Origin of the sequence: Lysinibacillus sp. FSL M8-0337, assembly GCF_038593855.1 — a bacterium.
In the GTDB taxonomy this organism is placed as follows: Bacteria; Bacillota; Bacilli; order Bacillales_A; family Planococcaceae; genus Lysinibacillus; species Lysinibacillus sphaericus_D.
Window position 1 is genome coordinate 3,163,785 of record NZ_CP151996.1, and the last position, 15,075, is coordinate 3,178,859.

General features: G+C 37.0%; 21 protein-coding genes. All 21 read right to left on the reverse strand.

Annotated elements, in window-relative coordinates; genetic code table 11:
* Nucleotides 1–38: 38 nt before the first annotated feature.
* Nucleotides 39–431, reverse strand: a complete 393-nt coding sequence (locus MKY08_RS15255) for a hypothetical protein (protein WP_025218466.1) — start codon at nucleotides 429–431, stop codon at nucleotides 39–41.
* A gap of 21 nt (nucleotides 432–452) precedes the next feature.
* Nucleotides 453–887 carry a phage tail tube protein gene (locus MKY08_RS15260; RefSeq protein WP_025218465.1) on the reverse strand — a complete coding sequence of 145 codons (435 nt, stop codon included), beginning with the start codon at nucleotides 885–887 and terminating at the stop codon, nucleotides 453–455.
* Between the two features lie 14 nt (nucleotides 888–901).
* Nucleotides 902–1,960: a phage tail sheath C-terminal domain-containing protein gene (locus MKY08_RS15265; protein WP_069508538.1), complete on the reverse strand. Its 1,059-nt coding sequence runs from the start codon at nucleotides 1,958–1,960 to the stop codon at nucleotides 902–904.
* 3 nt (nucleotides 1,961–1,963) lie between these two features.
* Nucleotides 1,964–2,461 carry a DUF6838 family protein gene (locus MKY08_RS15270; RefSeq protein WP_069508540.1) on the reverse strand — a complete coding sequence of 166 codons (498 nt, stop codon included), beginning with the start codon at nucleotides 2,459–2,461 and terminating at the stop codon, nucleotides 1,964–1,966.
* A complete protein-coding gene (locus tag MKY08_RS15275; RefSeq protein ID WP_069508542.1) occupies nucleotides 2,458–2,886 on the reverse strand; it encodes an HK97 gp10 family phage protein in 429 nt (142 codons plus the stop codon). The genes MKY08_RS15270 and MKY08_RS15275 overlap by 4 nt, the downstream gene beginning before the upstream one ends.
* Nucleotides 2,883–3,221 carry a phage head closure protein gene (locus MKY08_RS15280; RefSeq protein WP_069508544.1) on the reverse strand — a complete coding sequence of 113 codons (339 nt, stop codon included), beginning with the start codon at nucleotides 3,219–3,221 and terminating at the stop codon, nucleotides 2,883–2,885. Before MKY08_RS15280 ends, MKY08_RS15275 begins: the two co-directional genes overlap by 4 nt.
* Nucleotides 3,202–3,459, reverse strand: coding sequence for a head-tail connector protein (locus tag MKY08_RS15285; protein WP_069508546.1), 258 nt, complete (start codon nucleotides 3,457–3,459; stop codon nucleotides 3,202–3,204). Before MKY08_RS15285 ends, MKY08_RS15280 begins: the two co-directional genes overlap by 20 nt.
* 4 nt (nucleotides 3,460–3,463) lie before the next feature.
* Nucleotides 3,464–4,822 (reverse strand): phage major capsid protein, encoded by a 1,359-nt coding sequence (locus tag MKY08_RS15290; RefSeq protein ID WP_069508548.1) that lies wholly within the window; start codon nucleotides 4,820–4,822, stop codon nucleotides 3,464–3,466.
* Nucleotides 4,815–5,399 carry an HK97 family phage prohead protease gene (locus tag MKY08_RS15295; protein ID WP_069508550.1) on the reverse strand — a complete coding sequence of 195 codons (585 nt, stop codon included), beginning with the start codon at nucleotides 5,397–5,399 and terminating at the stop codon, nucleotides 4,815–4,817. Before MKY08_RS15295 ends, MKY08_RS15290 begins: the two co-directional genes overlap by 8 nt.
* Nucleotides 5,368–6,582 (reverse strand): phage portal protein, encoded by a 1,215-nt coding sequence (locus tag MKY08_RS15300; RefSeq protein ID WP_069508552.1) that lies wholly within the window; start codon nucleotides 6,580–6,582, stop codon nucleotides 5,368–5,370. Before MKY08_RS15300 ends, MKY08_RS15295 begins: the two co-directional genes overlap by 32 nt.
* Before the next feature lie 14 nt (nucleotides 6,583–6,596).
* Nucleotides 6,597–8,315, reverse strand: a complete 1,719-nt coding sequence (locus MKY08_RS15305) for a terminase TerL endonuclease subunit (RefSeq protein ID WP_069508554.1) — start codon at nucleotides 8,313–8,315, stop codon at nucleotides 6,597–6,599.
* A complete protein-coding gene (locus MKY08_RS15310) occupies nucleotides 8,312–8,845 on the reverse strand; it encodes a phage terminase small subunit-related protein (RefSeq protein WP_081327848.1) in 534 nt (177 codons plus the stop codon). The genes MKY08_RS15305 and MKY08_RS15310 overlap by 4 nt, the downstream gene beginning before the upstream one ends.
* A gap of 121 nt (nucleotides 8,846–8,966) precedes the next feature.
* Nucleotides 8,967–9,314 carry an HNH endonuclease gene (locus MKY08_RS15315; RefSeq protein ID WP_025218454.1) on the reverse strand — a complete coding sequence of 116 codons (348 nt, stop codon included), beginning with the start codon at nucleotides 9,312–9,314 and terminating at the stop codon, nucleotides 8,967–8,969.
* On the reverse strand, nucleotides 9,311–9,613 hold the full coding sequence (locus MKY08_RS15320) for a hypothetical protein (RefSeq protein ID WP_069508556.1): 303 nt from the start codon (nucleotides 9,611–9,613) through the stop codon (nucleotides 9,311–9,313). The genes MKY08_RS15315 and MKY08_RS15320 overlap by 4 nt, the downstream gene beginning before the upstream one ends.
* A gap of 380 nt (nucleotides 9,614–9,993) precedes the next feature.
* Nucleotides 9,994–10,434 carry an ArpU family phage packaging/lysis transcriptional regulator gene (locus MKY08_RS15325; RefSeq protein WP_069508558.1) on the reverse strand — a complete coding sequence of 147 codons (441 nt, stop codon included), beginning with the start codon at nucleotides 10,432–10,434 and terminating at the stop codon, nucleotides 9,994–9,996.
* Nucleotides 10,435–10,493: 59 nt separating this feature from the next.
* Entirely contained in the window at nucleotides 10,494–10,934 is a 441-nt protein-coding gene (locus MKY08_RS15330; protein ID WP_069508560.1) for a hypothetical protein, read from the reverse strand.
* Complete coding sequence (locus MKY08_RS15335) at nucleotides 10,927–11,505, reverse strand: hypothetical protein (RefSeq protein ID WP_069508562.1); 579 nt, start codon at nucleotides 11,503–11,505, stop codon at nucleotides 10,927–10,929. The genes MKY08_RS15330 and MKY08_RS15335 overlap by 8 nt, the downstream gene beginning before the upstream one ends.
* Before the next feature lie 49 nt (nucleotides 11,506–11,554).
* Complete coding sequence (locus MKY08_RS15340; RefSeq protein WP_081327850.1) at nucleotides 11,555–12,457, reverse strand: phosphoadenosine phosphosulfate reductase family protein; 903 nt, start codon at nucleotides 12,455–12,457, stop codon at nucleotides 11,555–11,557.
* Nucleotides 12,458–12,507: 50 nt separating this feature from the next.
* Nucleotides 12,508–13,014: a hypothetical protein gene (locus tag MKY08_RS15345; protein WP_069508564.1), complete on the reverse strand. Its 507-nt coding sequence runs from the start codon at nucleotides 13,012–13,014 to the stop codon at nucleotides 12,508–12,510.
* A gap of 15 nt (nucleotides 13,015–13,029) precedes the next feature.
* The gene (locus MKY08_RS15350; protein ID WP_069508566.1) at nucleotides 13,030–14,313 is read right to left on the reverse strand and encodes a DnaB-like helicase C-terminal domain-containing protein; all 1,284 of its coding nucleotides are present in this window, start codon (nucleotides 14,311–14,313) and stop codon (nucleotides 13,030–13,032) included.
* The gene (locus MKY08_RS15355; protein WP_081327851.1) at nucleotides 14,291–15,067 is read right to left on the reverse strand and encodes a replication protein; all 777 of its coding nucleotides are present in this window, start codon (nucleotides 15,065–15,067) and stop codon (nucleotides 14,291–14,293) included. The genes MKY08_RS15350 and MKY08_RS15355 overlap by 23 nt, the downstream gene beginning before the upstream one ends.
* Between the last annotated feature and the right edge of the window lie 8 nt (nucleotides 15,068–15,075).

Consider the following 15,075-nt stretch of genomic DNA (forward strand, 5'->3'; position numbering starts at 1 on the left):
ATAGTGATGAAGAAAATAAAAATCATCATCACTATCAATTAGTTTTTTACAATTGTAACGCCACCATCTTTGTACTTAGCTAAATCAAATGCCATTTCTGATAGACTTGCTATTTCTCCAGCTTCAAAGATTTTTTCTACAATATCAGTGGGTAGTACACAACCAAATTCTTTTTGTAGCTCCTTATTCTTCAAGTCAGGTTCTGTCATAGTGTTATACACCATGTACACATCGGCATCTGTATCATTGTTTTTATCCCGAGTCATTCGTAATGCATCGACACACAATGATTTTTCAGGTTTACGAATAACCACTTCTGCATTTAAACGCTCAACCAAAACTACTGCAACTTCGTCATTTTTTGTTTGAAATTTTTCCTTTTCCTTCATCAAATCTGTAACTGTTAATCGTTTTTTAGTTGTTTCACTCATTCTAATTTCCCTCCGATTGTTTTAAGCTGTAATTGAATCAATAAGATCGTAATCTGCAAAACTAAAAGGTAATTCCTCTGTACCAATTGTTTTTTGTGCGAATTGCATAAGCATGAATTCACTAAATGTAACTTCACCAATAGCAATTCGCTCTGTACCGAATGCGTCAGGATCTGCTAATTTACCAACCATATTTATCTCGGGAACTATACCTTTTTTAACTGCCTCTGCTAGTAAGTTTGCTCCGCGACTATATACTTTTTTCGCTTTTAAATTCCCTTCACCTGTCCAGCCTGTCATTTTCTTATGCGTAGCCAAATCTTCGGCCATGTTGATATCTTCATAATCAATAGTTACTTTAGCTTCAAATTCCTCAACATCAAGCCATTTTTCGTTATTAACCCATACGCTGCCGAATGTGCCATTAATTACGCGATTAGATTTTAATTTACCCATGTGTCAATCCCTCCTTAAATTGCAATATCCATATCTAAGTCCTCGATAGCGTCTACAATCTTAATGTTGCTGCCTAAGAATACATTCTTTTTAAAGGACATTTCTTTTACTTTTTGGTCATCCCAATCCGTAGTATCTACACCAGTTGACTCCCACGCAGAGCGTTGTTTTTGTACATTTATTTCAGCTTTGTTGTCATAGTTCGGATCAAGAATTTCCTCTCCTTCTAAGCCATCATAGTAAGCATTAATTGAACGGATAAACAACACTTGATTATCGTAGGTGTTGTTGTGTTTACCGATGTAATTTTTATCAAATGTGGTGCGAATATCGTCTTTTATTAAGTCCTGTACTTCCATAACACGGATTGATTTAAAGTCTTCTGTTTTTTTGCCCGTTGTTGTTGTCAGACTGTTAACACCTCGTCCGATTTTAATGTTTTCACCATCGTTAATAAGTATTAGCTCACCATTATCGACAGCTGTGTCAGGATCTTCGATATCTGTAATAACATCTATTTCATTCAACTCGTAATAAGTAGATGAACGTGTAAATGGCAACCCTGCCAGGATGCCAGCAATCCGCGCTGTGTATTCTGCAGTTGTATAATCCTTCTCGCCAACTTTAATTCCTGTTGTTGTGAAATTAATGATTCCTTCATGATCTGCATCACAGTTTGGTAAAACTGCCTTAAATGTTTTCTTATTATTGTCACGTTTAGTCTTAATCCAAGTTGCAATAATTGTTGTGTCTTTGTCTTCGATACCTGGAATGGCCAAGTAGTTAAATCGCTTATTGTTTAAGCGTGTTAATGCGGCATTATAATCAACTGCAGTTGTTGCCAAGCGTTCAATAATGACTTTACTTGGTGTACCCATGAAAGTTTTTTGAATGTAATCTAAGTTTTCTGCTGACCATGCATCGGTTTTTACTTCCTCTATGCTTTTATACGTTACTGTATCAGCCGTTTGCACGTCGTCTTTTAGTATCAATGCAACAATTCCAAGCTGGCTACGCTTAATAGCTGTAACGGCTTTCCCATTAAACTCAATAATAATTTGTGGTAGGCCCATTGTTTAATCCCCTTCCTCGTCATCCAACTCACCCATAAGCTCAATTGGATGTTTCTCATACCATTCTTTCCCGTTTTTAATTTCATCCTCAATATCAGTATTTGAACTTGAACTTCCCTCACCGTATTCACGGCCGTCAAAGAATTGTAGGTCAAATTCAAATTGCAATACACCATCTATCTCATCAAAGTTTGGTTCGACTATATCTAAATGGCGATCTCCTACAGAAAATTTAAGGTCAAATAAATTACCAAGTGCTTCTTGAACATCTAGCAATTCAATTGCATTATCATTTTCATCTGTAGGAAAATAAAAAATGCGAACCGTGCAAGACTTTTCAACTTGTGTTAAATAGCCCTCACGCTTCACATTATCAAGTTCAACTTTAAAAGATGGACGTTTGAAGCCTTTCTTTACTGATTCACTAGTTACTTTCAGACCTTCAAAATTTGCTTTTAAGTTCCTGGCCACTGTTGTTCTAATATTTTCAAATGTAATCATAGTTTCTTTTTCCTCAACAAATCATCTAGCCATTTCACTGTTTCCTTTTCAACATCACCTGACGTTTCAAATTCTCGCATACCCTTATCAAGTGGTTTTTTCCCATGAACAAAATCGCCTGTTTTATTACCTTCATGGTCTACCATCCAGTGACCATCCTCAACCAAATGTGCATGTGGTGCTGAGTTAATTACACGGACAACCAACTCGCCACGATAGCCTATAAAGACTTTTCCTCGTTTCCATTTTTTATGGTAGATGTTGTTCTTTTTCTTCACTAGGCTACGCGCTTTTTTTGCCACTTTTGATTTAGCTTTGTTGCCAATTTTACGCATTAACTTTGGAGCTTCTTTTGGCAGTTCCTTGGTTGCAACATCAAATAAATCTTTCTGAAATTGAGTGAGTCCATCCATTTGAATACTCATTGCAACACCTCCTGGACAAAGATTTCTAGCCATTTGTTTTCAAAATAAGGATCAATAATATATTTGATTTCGAAAGTATGATTTTTAAATTTAATTTTCATTTCTTTTGTGATGTCATGCCCAGCTGTATATCGCACCTTAATTTTATGCGTAACATTTGTGAGAATGGTATCAGCTACTTGTTTTTGAAGCGATCCTGTCTGTGGAATAATTTCGGACCAAATCTTTTTGATTTCTTCAAATTTATAAGTCGTTTCTTCTAGCCGATTTTCGACCTCCACATTACCCCAAATACTAATTCTCTTTGTCAGTTTATTAGCTTGGTGTTTCGGCATCGCTATAAGCCTCCTGAACAATAAAAGGTGTGATGGCGTCAAGTGCTTTTTGCAATTCATCATCTGCAACACGGTATTCATACATAATTCCTGCAACCATTAGTACCAAATATTCTTGTTCGGCACCTGTTGCAGTTTTTACATATCTCCTGGCATTTCTTAAATAAAAGGACAGTGAAGCATCTCCTTCACCGTCCTCTCGAATATGTTCCTTAAATTGTTCTAATAGTTCATCCATCTAATCAGCTCCCTGGTTTAGTGGCTCCTACTTCATAACGGTAAACAGCTGGCTCGAATGGTGAATAAATTAATTGGCCGTCAATAAGATTGTAAATTTGGAAACCAATTTTATTTGTACCGCTAAACTTTTCGATTAATTTTTGTAATTCCATTCCACCTTTAATTTCTTGAATGTAGAATGCTGAAAAATCACCAAAATAGAACACTGGTTTAGTTGGATCTGTTCCATCTGTAGCATCAGTAAAATCTAACGGATGACCAATTAATTTATAGCCTGCTCCATTAGGTGCTTCATACAGTAATGGGCGACCTGTTGTATCTGTCATACCCTCCAAAACTGTTAATGCAGCGCGGTTGACCATCCACATTGATTTTTTAAGCACTTCTGTAACTGGTTGGCCCTTCATTTTAACTAATTGAGCATATAAACGTTGTGACCATCCATCTGTCTCAAGTGATACTGCAGTTGATTCATAATAAGCAACAGCTTTCTTCGCTAAAGCCCCTGGATTCTCGTTCCCTGCATCGTTACCATTGAACATGTAATTGATTTCTTTACGAACATAAGCTTTTTTCAATTCATCGATTACAATTTGCTCAATGTTTACACCCGTACGTTTTAATAATTTTTTTGTAATCGTAGCAAGCGCGTCAAATTCTGCTGGATCTAAATCGATTGAATCAAACTCGATGTCTGTTTCTGTAATTTCGGCTGAACGTTCTTTTTTATTGACATTAGCAGCTGCCTTTTTAACAAGTACAGGGTATTTAATATCCGCGTCAGTAGGCACATAAGTACCATATTTTCTTAGTAAATTGGCTTCTTGAGCATAAGTAATAACTTCTTTTGCAATTACTTTCGGTACTGTTACAGATCCATTTCCTGCTTCTATACCAAGTGAGCGTGCCTCTGACTCTGAAATGTTACCAACAACAAAGTTAGCAAAAGCTGAACGGATTTCAGCTTCACGTTTTTTAGTAGATTTAGCGTTACGTGTTGATAACGCATTTCCAATAGCGTTTACTGCAGCTTGTGCTGATTGTGAAATGCCTCCACTACGATTTTCAGGATCTTTTTTATTTGTGTCTTCTTCTTCATCATCTTCGTCGTCTTCTTTTTTGTCCTCGTCCTCGTTAGAATTGCCACCGCTACGATTTTCAGAATCTTCATTCCCTGTATTTTCTTCAAAATCAGCAAGCGCTTGTTCCGTTTCTTTAAGCTCGTCAGATAGTTCTTGAATTTCAGTCGTAACACCTTCGATTGCATCATCTGCAATATCGCCAGCTTCTAATTGTGAGCGTAATTCTGTTAAGCGCCCCTTTAAACGTTTCTGTAATGCTTTTAATAGTTTTTTATTCATGTTTGTTTTCCTCCAAAACTGAATTTATTTGTTGTATTAATTTCAATCGTTGTTCAATCGATTTATTCGCTTCTTTCGAGCGCAACGATACTTCTGTATCTTCATATGCTGGAATACTTACCACACTGATTTCATGTAGTTCAACACTGTTAATTGTTCGGACAGGTATTTCCGGTTCGTAATCCCAAGTTTCACTTGTAGGAACGAAACCAAATGAGCATTGAGAAATATCTCCACGCTTCAAGCTCTCCGATAAATCCCTAGCCAATGTTGTATTTGGCAAATCGACTTCGAATTTAAGCCCCCTAGCGTCCTCTGACAAGCGCAATGTTCCACTCTTGGTTCTTCCTAAAACATTGTTCCAATCGTGGTTAAATAAAGCGCGTATGTCGTCATTTGAAGCAATTGCATCAGCAAAAGCACCTGGCGCAATAATTTCTGTAAACATTCCCCATATATCTGTAGGGGAATTAAATACAGCTGCATAACCCTCAATCACATTCGTTTCGCTATCGCCCTGGCTTCTCGTTTGAAGTCCTTGAATATCAAGCGTCCGAATCTCCTTTTGCTTGGCCACCCTCGTCACCCCCTTTCAAGCTGTTATCTGTTGCTTTATTAATGTCTTCACCTGCAATTAAATCTTTCGAAATATATAACTTCATCGATTCTTCCGTGAATAGTCGATCAAAGCCTAGTAATTCATCACGAGCATCGTCAGGCGTTGCGACCATTGTTCTAACAAGGTTATAAGCAATATTTGTTTTCGTGCTGTATGGTACAAAGTCCAAAATATTAATCTTGAATTTCAAACGTAAATTCGAATTTTGACCGAAAAAAAGAAGACTCAAATGGTCTTCAAAGTTTTGCATGATAGATTTAATAGACTTATTGTGTAAGTACATCATGGCTTTCTCTAAGTCCGTCTTTAACATTGATCTGTAAGTTTCAACATCAATATTTAAAAACTTTCCAAGATCCTTTTTATAAACATTTAAGTAAGCCAGGTTTTTAGAATCATCAATCGGACTCTTTAAATCACTAATTTCATATCCTTTTCCTAACGGAATAAGCTTTATTGTCCTACTATCGTCAATTCCTTCTAGTTGATCCAGGATTGAATTGATTAGAATCGATTGAGCACCATTTTTCGGATTGATATGAGCATCTAATTTTAATAAGAATGCAAGAATACCGCCCTTTCTATACTTATCTGTCAGTACCTTTTCAGCACTCATAACGCCCTCTAACGTATCCTTACCTAACTGCTTTAGTCCAACCCCTGTTAAATGATTGAGACCAATATTTTTAATATGACGAATCATACTTGAAGGTATCTCAGTGCCGTTTATTTTAAAATGTTCGGTTAGTTGACTGTCTATTTCAGTTTCAACATTCGATACAATATGAATTTCCTTGCCTGTGTAAAAGGGAAAAACCTTACCTTCTACTAAATAAGTGTTCACCATCAACTTCATAAATTCTGTGCCGGTTAAATATTTATTTGGATTTCGTAACAATTTTAGAACATGATGGCTCGTGATGTCCTTGCCTGTTTCCTGGTCTTCAACTACTACCTGGGCCAATGCTATTTGACTACTTATGTCTTGTAATAGTTCGTACACATCACTTGACTGTAAGATGTTTTCATCATTAGCAAACCATCCATTTAACCGAACACTCCCGCCTAATGAATCCTCTATTAAGCCTCGCTTTTCAAGTTTTTTTACTAAATATCTTGAAAGCCTATCTCTTATTCCCACTTTCTCACCTCGCTTTACCGATAAATTGATTTCACATATTCATCTAAGCCATCCATACTTTCGGCCATCATATTTAATGTCTCTTTATGGCCAATTAAAAAAGCGACAAAACCGTCAATATGTTCAGGGCTTTTTCGCTTGGATGGTGTTTTTAAATTGTTTATATTTGTTATGACTTTGGCATTAGATGCACAGAAAATTAGTAATGGATTATCTGTTATTACTTTATCCTGCAAAAGAAGAATTTCAAAATCATCTAACGGTTCATTCATAACGGTTGGATATTGAGAAACTTCTACGCATGGTACGCCTAACATTTCCCACTGTTCAACAAGTTTTTCAGCCAACGCTGGATCATAATTTATTTGTCGTAAATCAAAGTTTTCAAATACCCATTCAACATATTCATTTACAATTTCTTCATCAACTGTTTTTCCTGGACATAATGTAACAAATCCTTTTTCTGCAAGCTCTTTATAGGGAACATTTCGCTGCAGCTCTTTTTCCTCTATCCCAAATTCAGGAATGAAGTACCTCTGTTTTACTTTTAATATTGATTCTCCATCATCAGTAGATGTAGGGACGTTTATACTCACGCATGTTAAATCAGTGCGTCTCGATAAGTCGACACCAACAACACATGTTAAACCTTCAATCTCTCCAAGATCTTCAACAAGCATTTTTTCTAATTGCTCAAGATCGAAATATGTCTCTGCATAGTTTACGAATACATTGAGGTGCTTAGATAAAAATTCAGCACGATTGAAGCTATTATTTTGAGCTTCTTTAAATGCATTCTCTAAAAACTCCATGCTCACTGATACACCGATATTCGGATTTACCATTCGCCACACTTCGCGGTCTTCCCAATCATAGCCCTTGTTTGGTTCATAAATCATTACAAACCAAGAATCATCATTGTCATTCTTCATTGCTTCTTTGGCATAAGCATGAATTTGAGCACCTAATGCTCCTGTTTGTTTACCAGCTGTTGTTGTGATGATGTTTAAAGGTTCTTCCTGGGCAATTTGAGCAGAACGCAAGTTATCATATTGCTCACGATCCATTTGGGCGTGGACTTCATCGAAATAGTTACAATATGGATTTTTACCCTCGTTCCCTGCATTATCCTTCGTTAAAACTTTTAACGTGTTGGCGTATTTTATACCGTCTTCTACAAAGGTGTACTTGATAGAACGGACTGAATCCTCTTTACCCTTGTAAATTCGTGTTCCTGGACGCAAATCCGGACTATTTTCAATCGTTAGGCCGATAGGAATAGCAGCGTTTTGGCATTGTTCAAATGTATTTGCTGATATATAGAAATCAGCGCCTTTAACACCCTCGCCATACATACCATAAATTACAGGACTACCACCCATAATTGTTTTACCGTTTTTCTTTGGCACCTGCAGGTATGCATTTCGAACAACTCGCACAGCTTTTCCAAATTCATTTTCTCGCTGCCAGCCGTAAATGTTAGCAAAGTAAAACTTCTGCCATGATTCTAAGATTAATGGTTGGCCAGCCCATTTCCCTTTTGCATGTTTCAAGAATGTTTCGGTGAAATATAACATGTCATTGGCTTTATCATTATCAAACCAAATGTCTTTACGCTTCTTCCATCGTTTATATCGCTTCACCATTAATTTAATACTGTGTGGATAAGCTTTTGGATTAGAATCGAACTCTTTTACAAATTCATCAGCATAATTTACATCAAAATCTATCATGGTCGCATTTTCCTCTGCCTAAATTGAACAAGCTTACTACTTTCATTCACATCAGGATCCGGTTCTTTTTTCTTTTCCTCGTCTCCTTTAGCAAGTAATGTTCCTGATTTTTTAATGAGGTCTTTGTTTTTGCCATCTAATCCAAGTTGGCCAAGTAATCTAGCTAATTCTTTTCTTAGCTTCTCAGTATTTTCACCAACGTCTTTTGCTTGTTCATATTCTTCGAAACAATCCAGGTACACTTCAATTAACAAATCCAAAGCAGGTGAATAGGTTCCGGCCTCCACCAATGAATCAATTATTCGTTTATGCTGCAGTTCACGATTAGAAGGTTTACTTTTCGTCACACTTTCTTTTTCCTCAACTGTGACATTCTGAACTACGCCCAATTGTTCAAGCCATTTATAGCGACTTTTCCACTTTCTAACTGTAGACTCTGCAGCACCAACAGACGTTGCTATTTCTGCATTTGAAAGACTTCCTTCGCTCTCTTTAAAAAGCTCAAATGCCTGTTCATGTTTTTTGGTCAATACCTATTCACCTGCCTTTGTCACACTTAAATTTTTTCAAAAAATCAATTTGAGGCGCGCGTTTCCATGCTCATACGGTCTACCGTAAAATGGCCAAAATATTAATTTGGTAGGGGGGCTATCACCATTTGAAATTATGTTTTGGCTTCGGCTTTGTCTCATGTTCAACTATCATGTGACACGTTGGACATAAGGTTGTGACGTTGCCTGGATCAAGCTTTAAGTCTGGCCTCTTATTGATTGGTATGATGTGATGATGCTGTGCTGTCTTACCAAAGACAAACTTATTACATCGTGTACATCTTCCTTTATCTCGCCGATAACAATCAGCCTTTAAATCCCTCCATGCCTCCGTGCTATAGAACGGCTTATTGCTGGCACCTACATTCCTTTTCTTTCTTCTATGATTATCACAATACCGACCTTTACTAACTAACTGTCGGCATCCTTGTTCACTACAATATTTCATTCTGCATCAACTGCTAATTGTTCCTCAATGTACTCACGTATTGTATCAGGCTTCTTTAAATTACCTGGTACATCGATATTGTTTTCTTCGGCATACTCTCTCAGTTGTGTAGCAGTCATGCCCTGTAAATTAATTACTGGTGCTTCTGTTAATGGTTTAACTTCTACATATATCATTGACTCAGGATTATCGGTTACTTCAAAAGATGGTCTCATACCTGCAGGTGCAAATAATATCTTCTTTGCTTCACTATCCCAATACTCAGTGCCATTAGCTGTTGTTCTAATTGGTACTTTCATTTATTGATTGCTCCTTTCAATTTTAAATAGATTTCTTCCTAGCAAAATGTATTTGCTAGTTAGTTTTCTTTATTGTTTTCTTTATTGTTTTCTTTAGAGATTTTGCATTATATGAAGGAACTCGTTTCACTAGACGCTAATTAGCGACATTACTAGACGCTAATCCGCGACATAAGTGACGCTAATTAGCGACATTATAGGTGACGCTAATCCGCGACAGTTAATACCTATGAAAATGAAAAAGGAATTAACTAAGGTCTCCCTTAATCAATTCCCGATGATATTAATTTAACATGTATAAAAGCAAATGCTTCATTTTAAATTGCTAATATTTTCATTTTATTTTTCTACTTTTTTTCTATTATTTTTCTACTTTTTTTCTACATAGTGCGAGCTATATTTAAATCCAAGGCTAGTTTGTAGAAAGCTTTCCAACGAATTTTATCGTAAGTAGTTGCAGAAATAGGCGGTTGAAATTTGAAACAATAGACTTTCATATCTGTTAAGTATTCGGCATCATCAGCCATGTATCTTGTTTCGATCAAGAATCTTTCCATTGGTGGCAGCCTCTTAACTGCACGTTCTACACGCTCGCAATATTTACGTCTTATACTCTTTTCATCAACGTTGTATATAGCTATTGAGCCTGTTTGGTCACTCGTCAAGTTAGCCTTTCCTCCACCAATGTCATTAATATGTGATGTGGTAGCAGCCTCCCTTTCTTCAAAGGTTAAATGTTTAAAAATGCGGTATTTCTCTAATTCTCGCTCGACAGCTGCTTGTGTGGCTTTTCTATCTAATTCGGGCAATTCAAAGTCCAAGTTTGTTTCCTCCTTCTATAACAAGAAAGATACCCTGGCATCAACCAGGGCAATTGGTATCAATCTAGTAAATCATCATTATCTAGTTTATCGACTTCATCCATACTCATCTGACCAGGTGGTACCGACACACTTCCATCCCCATCAACCTTATACTCAACGCCCTCGTGCCCTTCCTCAAATTCTTCAATGCTCATTTGGCTTTGTTCAAGCGTTAATTTGATGTTAAAGCCTGCTTTTGGATAAAGTTGAATAGTTTTTTCTTCACTATCGCCTTTAGCTTCAAATTTGAGTACAACTTTCTTGCTATCGCGCTGAATAGATTTCATCTCTGCAGATAATTTAACATCTGCAATTTCAACAATTACAATGCTGCCTGCCATACCGATTAATTCTGATTTATACTTAACATCGTCACCAAGGATATGAAACTCTAAAACTTCTTTTTTATCATCTTTTTGTATCTTTTTAAAAAGAACATCTACTTCAACTTTAGCCATTCTTCACACTCTCCATTTCAATACTTTTATTTCCTAAGATTGATTTAACTACTTCCGCTTGATAGACAGGACAACCAATAAAATCAGGTCTATAAAACTGGTACATGATTCTCGCAATTTGAGCTAAAATATATGCATCAACAACGTTGTCACTTTTATGTGAAAATCTATAATGATCTTTTACTGCTTTCATAACTTCTTTTTTCTTTTCTGCACCAGCAAGACGCTTTTTGTTTCCAACTTCACCAGTAAAGCCAGTAACATTTACGAACTTCTTAACAGCATTAGGAGCAACTTCGTAGTATTTAAACCCCCGTCTAGTTAGAGACATTCGCATACCCCAACCGATTCCGCCAAGCTGTATACCTTGCTGTGTTGCAAATCCAAATCCCTCAATTGTAATTATGTCGCCCTTTTGCATGTGGGCCATAACTTCGTCAATAAGGGTAATCATTCGATAAGGATCTTTATCACCTATGCCAGTTAATTCTTTGGCTCTAAGTACTTGGCCACTTTCATCAAGTGCGACAAATCCTGTTTTAGTTGATGGATCTATACCAATGAATCTCATAATGATCCTCCAAATCTTTTATTGTATTTATTTCTCAAATTGTTCAGTATCACTCACATAACCCATACTGGCTTGAACACATAGGTACTTCCTCCATCAGTTTTAAAAGGTCGTATTGTACTCCGCCATAAGTTGTTTTTGACCATTCAACTACATCATGGATTCCGTGTCCTCTGTCATCACTAGTAAAGAATGTTGATGATCCACGTTTAGAGGCTTTTGACACAATTTCTTCCCAGCATGCAACTCTCTCAATTTCTTCCGGGAATCGTCTAGCAATCTCGTACAATTCTTCTTTTTTGCTATTAATACATGGCATACAACCGACACGCCCCATACCTTGCTTATACAGTGGGTTTGGTTTTATTCCGTGCTTATCATGTTGCTTAAAAACGTCGTAGACATCCCAATTTAGTATTGGTCGATAGATTGTATAACCTTCTGGCGTTTCTTCCGTTTCGGTCATCTTCGAACGTTTTAAACTTTCGTTTGCTCTGATTCCTTGCCAGCTAACAACATGGTTGCCCGCCTCAAAGATTGGTACGTATATTTGGTCAAACATCGGTCTAACTTTTAATTCAACAGTGCAAAACCGGGACATTGTTGAAGGGAAACGACCTTTCCATATACATAAATCTAAAAATGGATTACCTGTAGGATGCAGCACTTCTAAAGCTTGCTTAATAATCGTTTCTGATACGCCTTCTTTGCGCCATTTAGTGTCTACTACTTCACGTTTACGCATGATCTGTTGGCTAAAGTCAGGTTTAATTCTTGTAATAGGTCCTAACTCTTTTTCAAGATAATCAATATATTTATAGGTTTCTGGATGTTCATGTCCAACATCACTAAAAACCACTTTTAAGTTTGGTGTATCTCGTTCGAGTGCCAGGAGCCACATTGCTGTACTGTCTTTGCCACCGCTGATTGATATTACGTTTATTTGTTTCAAGTCCTCACTCCCTCCTGTACAATATCTTTCATATATTCATCACGGTTATCTCAAAATAAGCTCAACTGCTCATATTCTTGTTTTTTCAAAGGTGTGTTCACCATTACTGTCATATCGTGCGCCGTTTCCACCTTTTTCTGCACCATTTTGGGTGTTTCGTTCACCAAATTTACTTCTATATCCTCAAAAGTTTCAATGATTTCAAAGCAACGATTATTTTTAAACGATCCAACAGGTGCAACACTAGGTCGATTTTTTGAAAATACACTGTAATAGCCATTTGCTCCTGGTTCAGTGATAATGTATTCCTCGCCAATCAAGTAAGAATGTGATGGAGGTTTTACAACGCGAGCTAGATATTTTTTTGGTGCTTTCACAGTCTCATCACTAGCAACGTCTACAAGCTCAAATCTACTCTTTTGATAGGTACCAAAATGAGCACCTGGATGCGGAAATCTGCTTACGTTATAAGCTAATCCCCCATGTGGAAACAGATAGTATATTTCACCTTCCACAAGGTTTGATTTATCTGGAGCTTGTATACAGCGTCCTCGCATTATCGCACCTTCTTTCTACTGATTGTCTAGCTCAACAAATTTCTGTTTCCATCCCATAAATAACAACTTAAACTCATTCATCCCAACGTCTCGTCCTTTTGCAAAGAACTGTTGAATGACCTTGCCGTGTTGCGCTTTATCAGCTGGATCATGCCATAAAAATTCCACAACGTCAGCGTCTTGCTCAATGGATGATGATTCTTTTAAATGTGATAACTGCGGCTTTTTAACATTGTCGCTTTCTCTGGTCATTTGCGATAACATCATAAAGCAACAATTCATGTCACGGGCTATTTGCTTGGCAGTAGTTGTTACATTACCTATAGCCTGTGCCCTTGTTTCATTTTTTCGCTGTGGAATCTTCATAATTTGTAGATAGTCGACGGCAATCATTGCAATTTGTCCGTATCGCTTCTTAAAACGCCTTGCTGTAGCCCTTACTTCCTCGATTGTTACACCTGATGAATCCTGGACAAAGATTGGTAACTTTTCTAGCTCTTTATAGGCAAATTCAATGACTCCTAATTCCTCAGGCTTTAAGTCCTTATTTTTAATGCGGCCATATTGAATGCCTGTTGAATTTGAAATCATCCGATCAAACAATTGGTACTTGTCCATTTCTTGTGACCAAATTAATACAGGTCCACTTTTGGCCACACCCATAATTCTTTGAAGCAGCATTGCTGTTTTACCAACACTAGGACGTCCAGCACTAACGAACAGCCAACCTCTCCAAAGACCATGCGCCCATTTGTCATAGTGTTTAAATCCAGTAGGTATAAATTCAGCTCGTTTTAAAAGATGTTCGAAATAACCTTGCCGTGAATCTCTCAAACTTTGCATCTTTCCATCATCTTCTGGTCGTACTTCTGATGCTAATTTTTCAATTTCAGCAAAATAATCATCGTCTGTTTCAAAATCCTCATGTAAGAGATTCATGATTTTTTGTCCTATTTCTGTGCCACGTCTTCTTATCGCCCTAGAACGAACGATATTGGCATAGGATACAATATTTGAAGCAGTAGGACAGGAAACGGCTAATTCTGCTAAATAAGAAATACTTAATTCATCCATTTTGTTATGTTGCATGTACAGTTCTGTAACGGTTGTAATGTCAATCGGTTGATTCTTAGCATCCAGCCATTTCATTACTCTATATATTTGCTGATGTCTTGGACTAATGAAGTCTCGTGCTTCAAGAAATATAATGTCATCAATCACACTTGGTTCAAGAAATATTGCACCTAACACCGATTGCTCGGCTTCAATTTCATATTCAGTTGCTCCAATCAAAGCCATTTGGATCATTCCCATCTTGTACCCATCGCTGGAACGCTATTTCTTTATCTCTTGGATCATATTGCGGCTTTTGCTTTGGTTGAACAGGTTTCTTTTCAGCATTCATCTTTATTGCTAGTTCCATAAACTTATCTCTAAGTTTTTTCGCTGATAAAATATTGGTGCACCAAAATGAATCCTGTGTTACCCAATCCATAACTTGTTTGGCCAAGTGCTTATCAACTTTGTCTATTTCAATTAGCTTTCGCATATCATCAGCCCAAGTTTGCATGTTGGATTTCTTAATTAAGTGAGATATTCCAGCCTCGTTTGCAACTGCAGCAACTTTTTCATGAAAATAGACTGCCATTTTGTAATAAGTATTTTCTTCATCATATTTTAATTTTTTTGCTTGTTTAGTTGGAGCAGGGATTTCAGAATCTATCTCATTAGACGGCAACTGTTCATCCCACTCTTTATAATTTTTATTAAATCCCATGATTTTCGCTCCTTTTGCACCAATCCCAATAACCGAGATTATGTTTCTATCAATCAATGTTGTTAGTTCTCTGTTTACTTGAGTTCTGTTGGCGTTAATAGCTTTTGTTAAAAAGCTTGTGGACATTTCATTTGTTTTTCGCTGAAAACCATACGTGTATCTCCAAATGGCCAATACCAAACGGAATTGTGTGCCATTGAGATTGGTCTTCATGATATGATCGAAGATTTCATTGGCAATCCGTGTATGCCCATTTTTGAGTTGTGGACTTGCCATGATCACTC

Coding starts and splice junctions, on each gene's coding strand:
- MKY08_RS15355 (WP_081327851.1), bottom strand. CDS start 15,067: ATGGCAAGTCCACAACTCAAAAATGGGCATACACGGATTGCCAATGAA.
- MKY08_RS15265 (WP_069508538.1), bottom strand. CDS start 1,960: ATGGGCCTACCACAAATTATTATTGAGTTTAATGGGAAAGCCGTTACA.
- MKY08_RS15275 (WP_069508542.1), bottom strand. CDS start 2,886: ATGAGTATTCAAATGGATGGACTCACTCAATTTCAGAAAGATTTATTT.
- MKY08_RS15290 (WP_069508548.1), bottom strand. CDS start 4,822: ATGAATAAAAAACTATTAAAAGCATTACAGAAACGTTTAAAGGGGCGC.
- MKY08_RS15320 (WP_069508556.1), bottom strand. CDS start 9,613: ATGAAAGTACCAATTAGAACAACAGCTAATGGCACTGAGTATTGGGAT.
- MKY08_RS15315 (WP_025218454.1), bottom strand. CDS start 9,314: ATGAAATATTGTAGTGAACAAGGATGCCGACAGTTAGTTAGTAAAGGT.
- MKY08_RS15305 (WP_069508554.1), bottom strand. CDS start 8,315: ATGATAGATTTTGATGTAAATTATGCTGATGAATTTGTAAAAGAGTTC.
- MKY08_RS15335 (WP_069508562.1), bottom strand. CDS start 11,505: ATGAGATTCATTGGTATAGATCCATCAACTAAAACAGGATTTGTCGCA.
- MKY08_RS15260 (WP_025218465.1), bottom strand. CDS start 887: ATGGGTAAATTAAAATCTAATCGCGTAATTAATGGCACATTCGGCAGC.
- MKY08_RS15270 (WP_069508540.1), bottom strand. CDS start 2,461: ATGATTACATTTGAAAATATTAGAACAACAGTGGCCAGGAACTTAAAA.
- MKY08_RS15350 (WP_069508566.1), bottom strand. CDS start 14,313: ATGGCTTTGATTGGAGCAACTGAATATGAAATTGAAGCCGAGCAATCG.
- MKY08_RS15330 (WP_069508560.1), bottom strand. CDS start 10,934: ATGGCTAAAGTTGAAGTAGATGTTCTTTTTAAAAAGATACAAAAAGAT.
- MKY08_RS15345 (WP_069508564.1), bottom strand. CDS start 13,014: ATGCGAGGACGCTGTATACAAGCTCCAGATAAATCAAACCTTGTGGAA.
- MKY08_RS15255 (WP_025218466.1), bottom strand. CDS start 431: ATGAGTGAAACAACTAAAAAACGATTAACAGTTACAGATTTGATGAAG.
- MKY08_RS15285 (WP_069508546.1), bottom strand. CDS start 3,459: ATGGATGAACTATTAGAACAATTTAAGGAACATATTCGAGAGGACGGT.
- MKY08_RS15280 (WP_069508544.1), bottom strand. CDS start 3,221: ATGCCGAAACACCAAGCTAATAAACTGACAAAGAGAATTAGTATTTGG.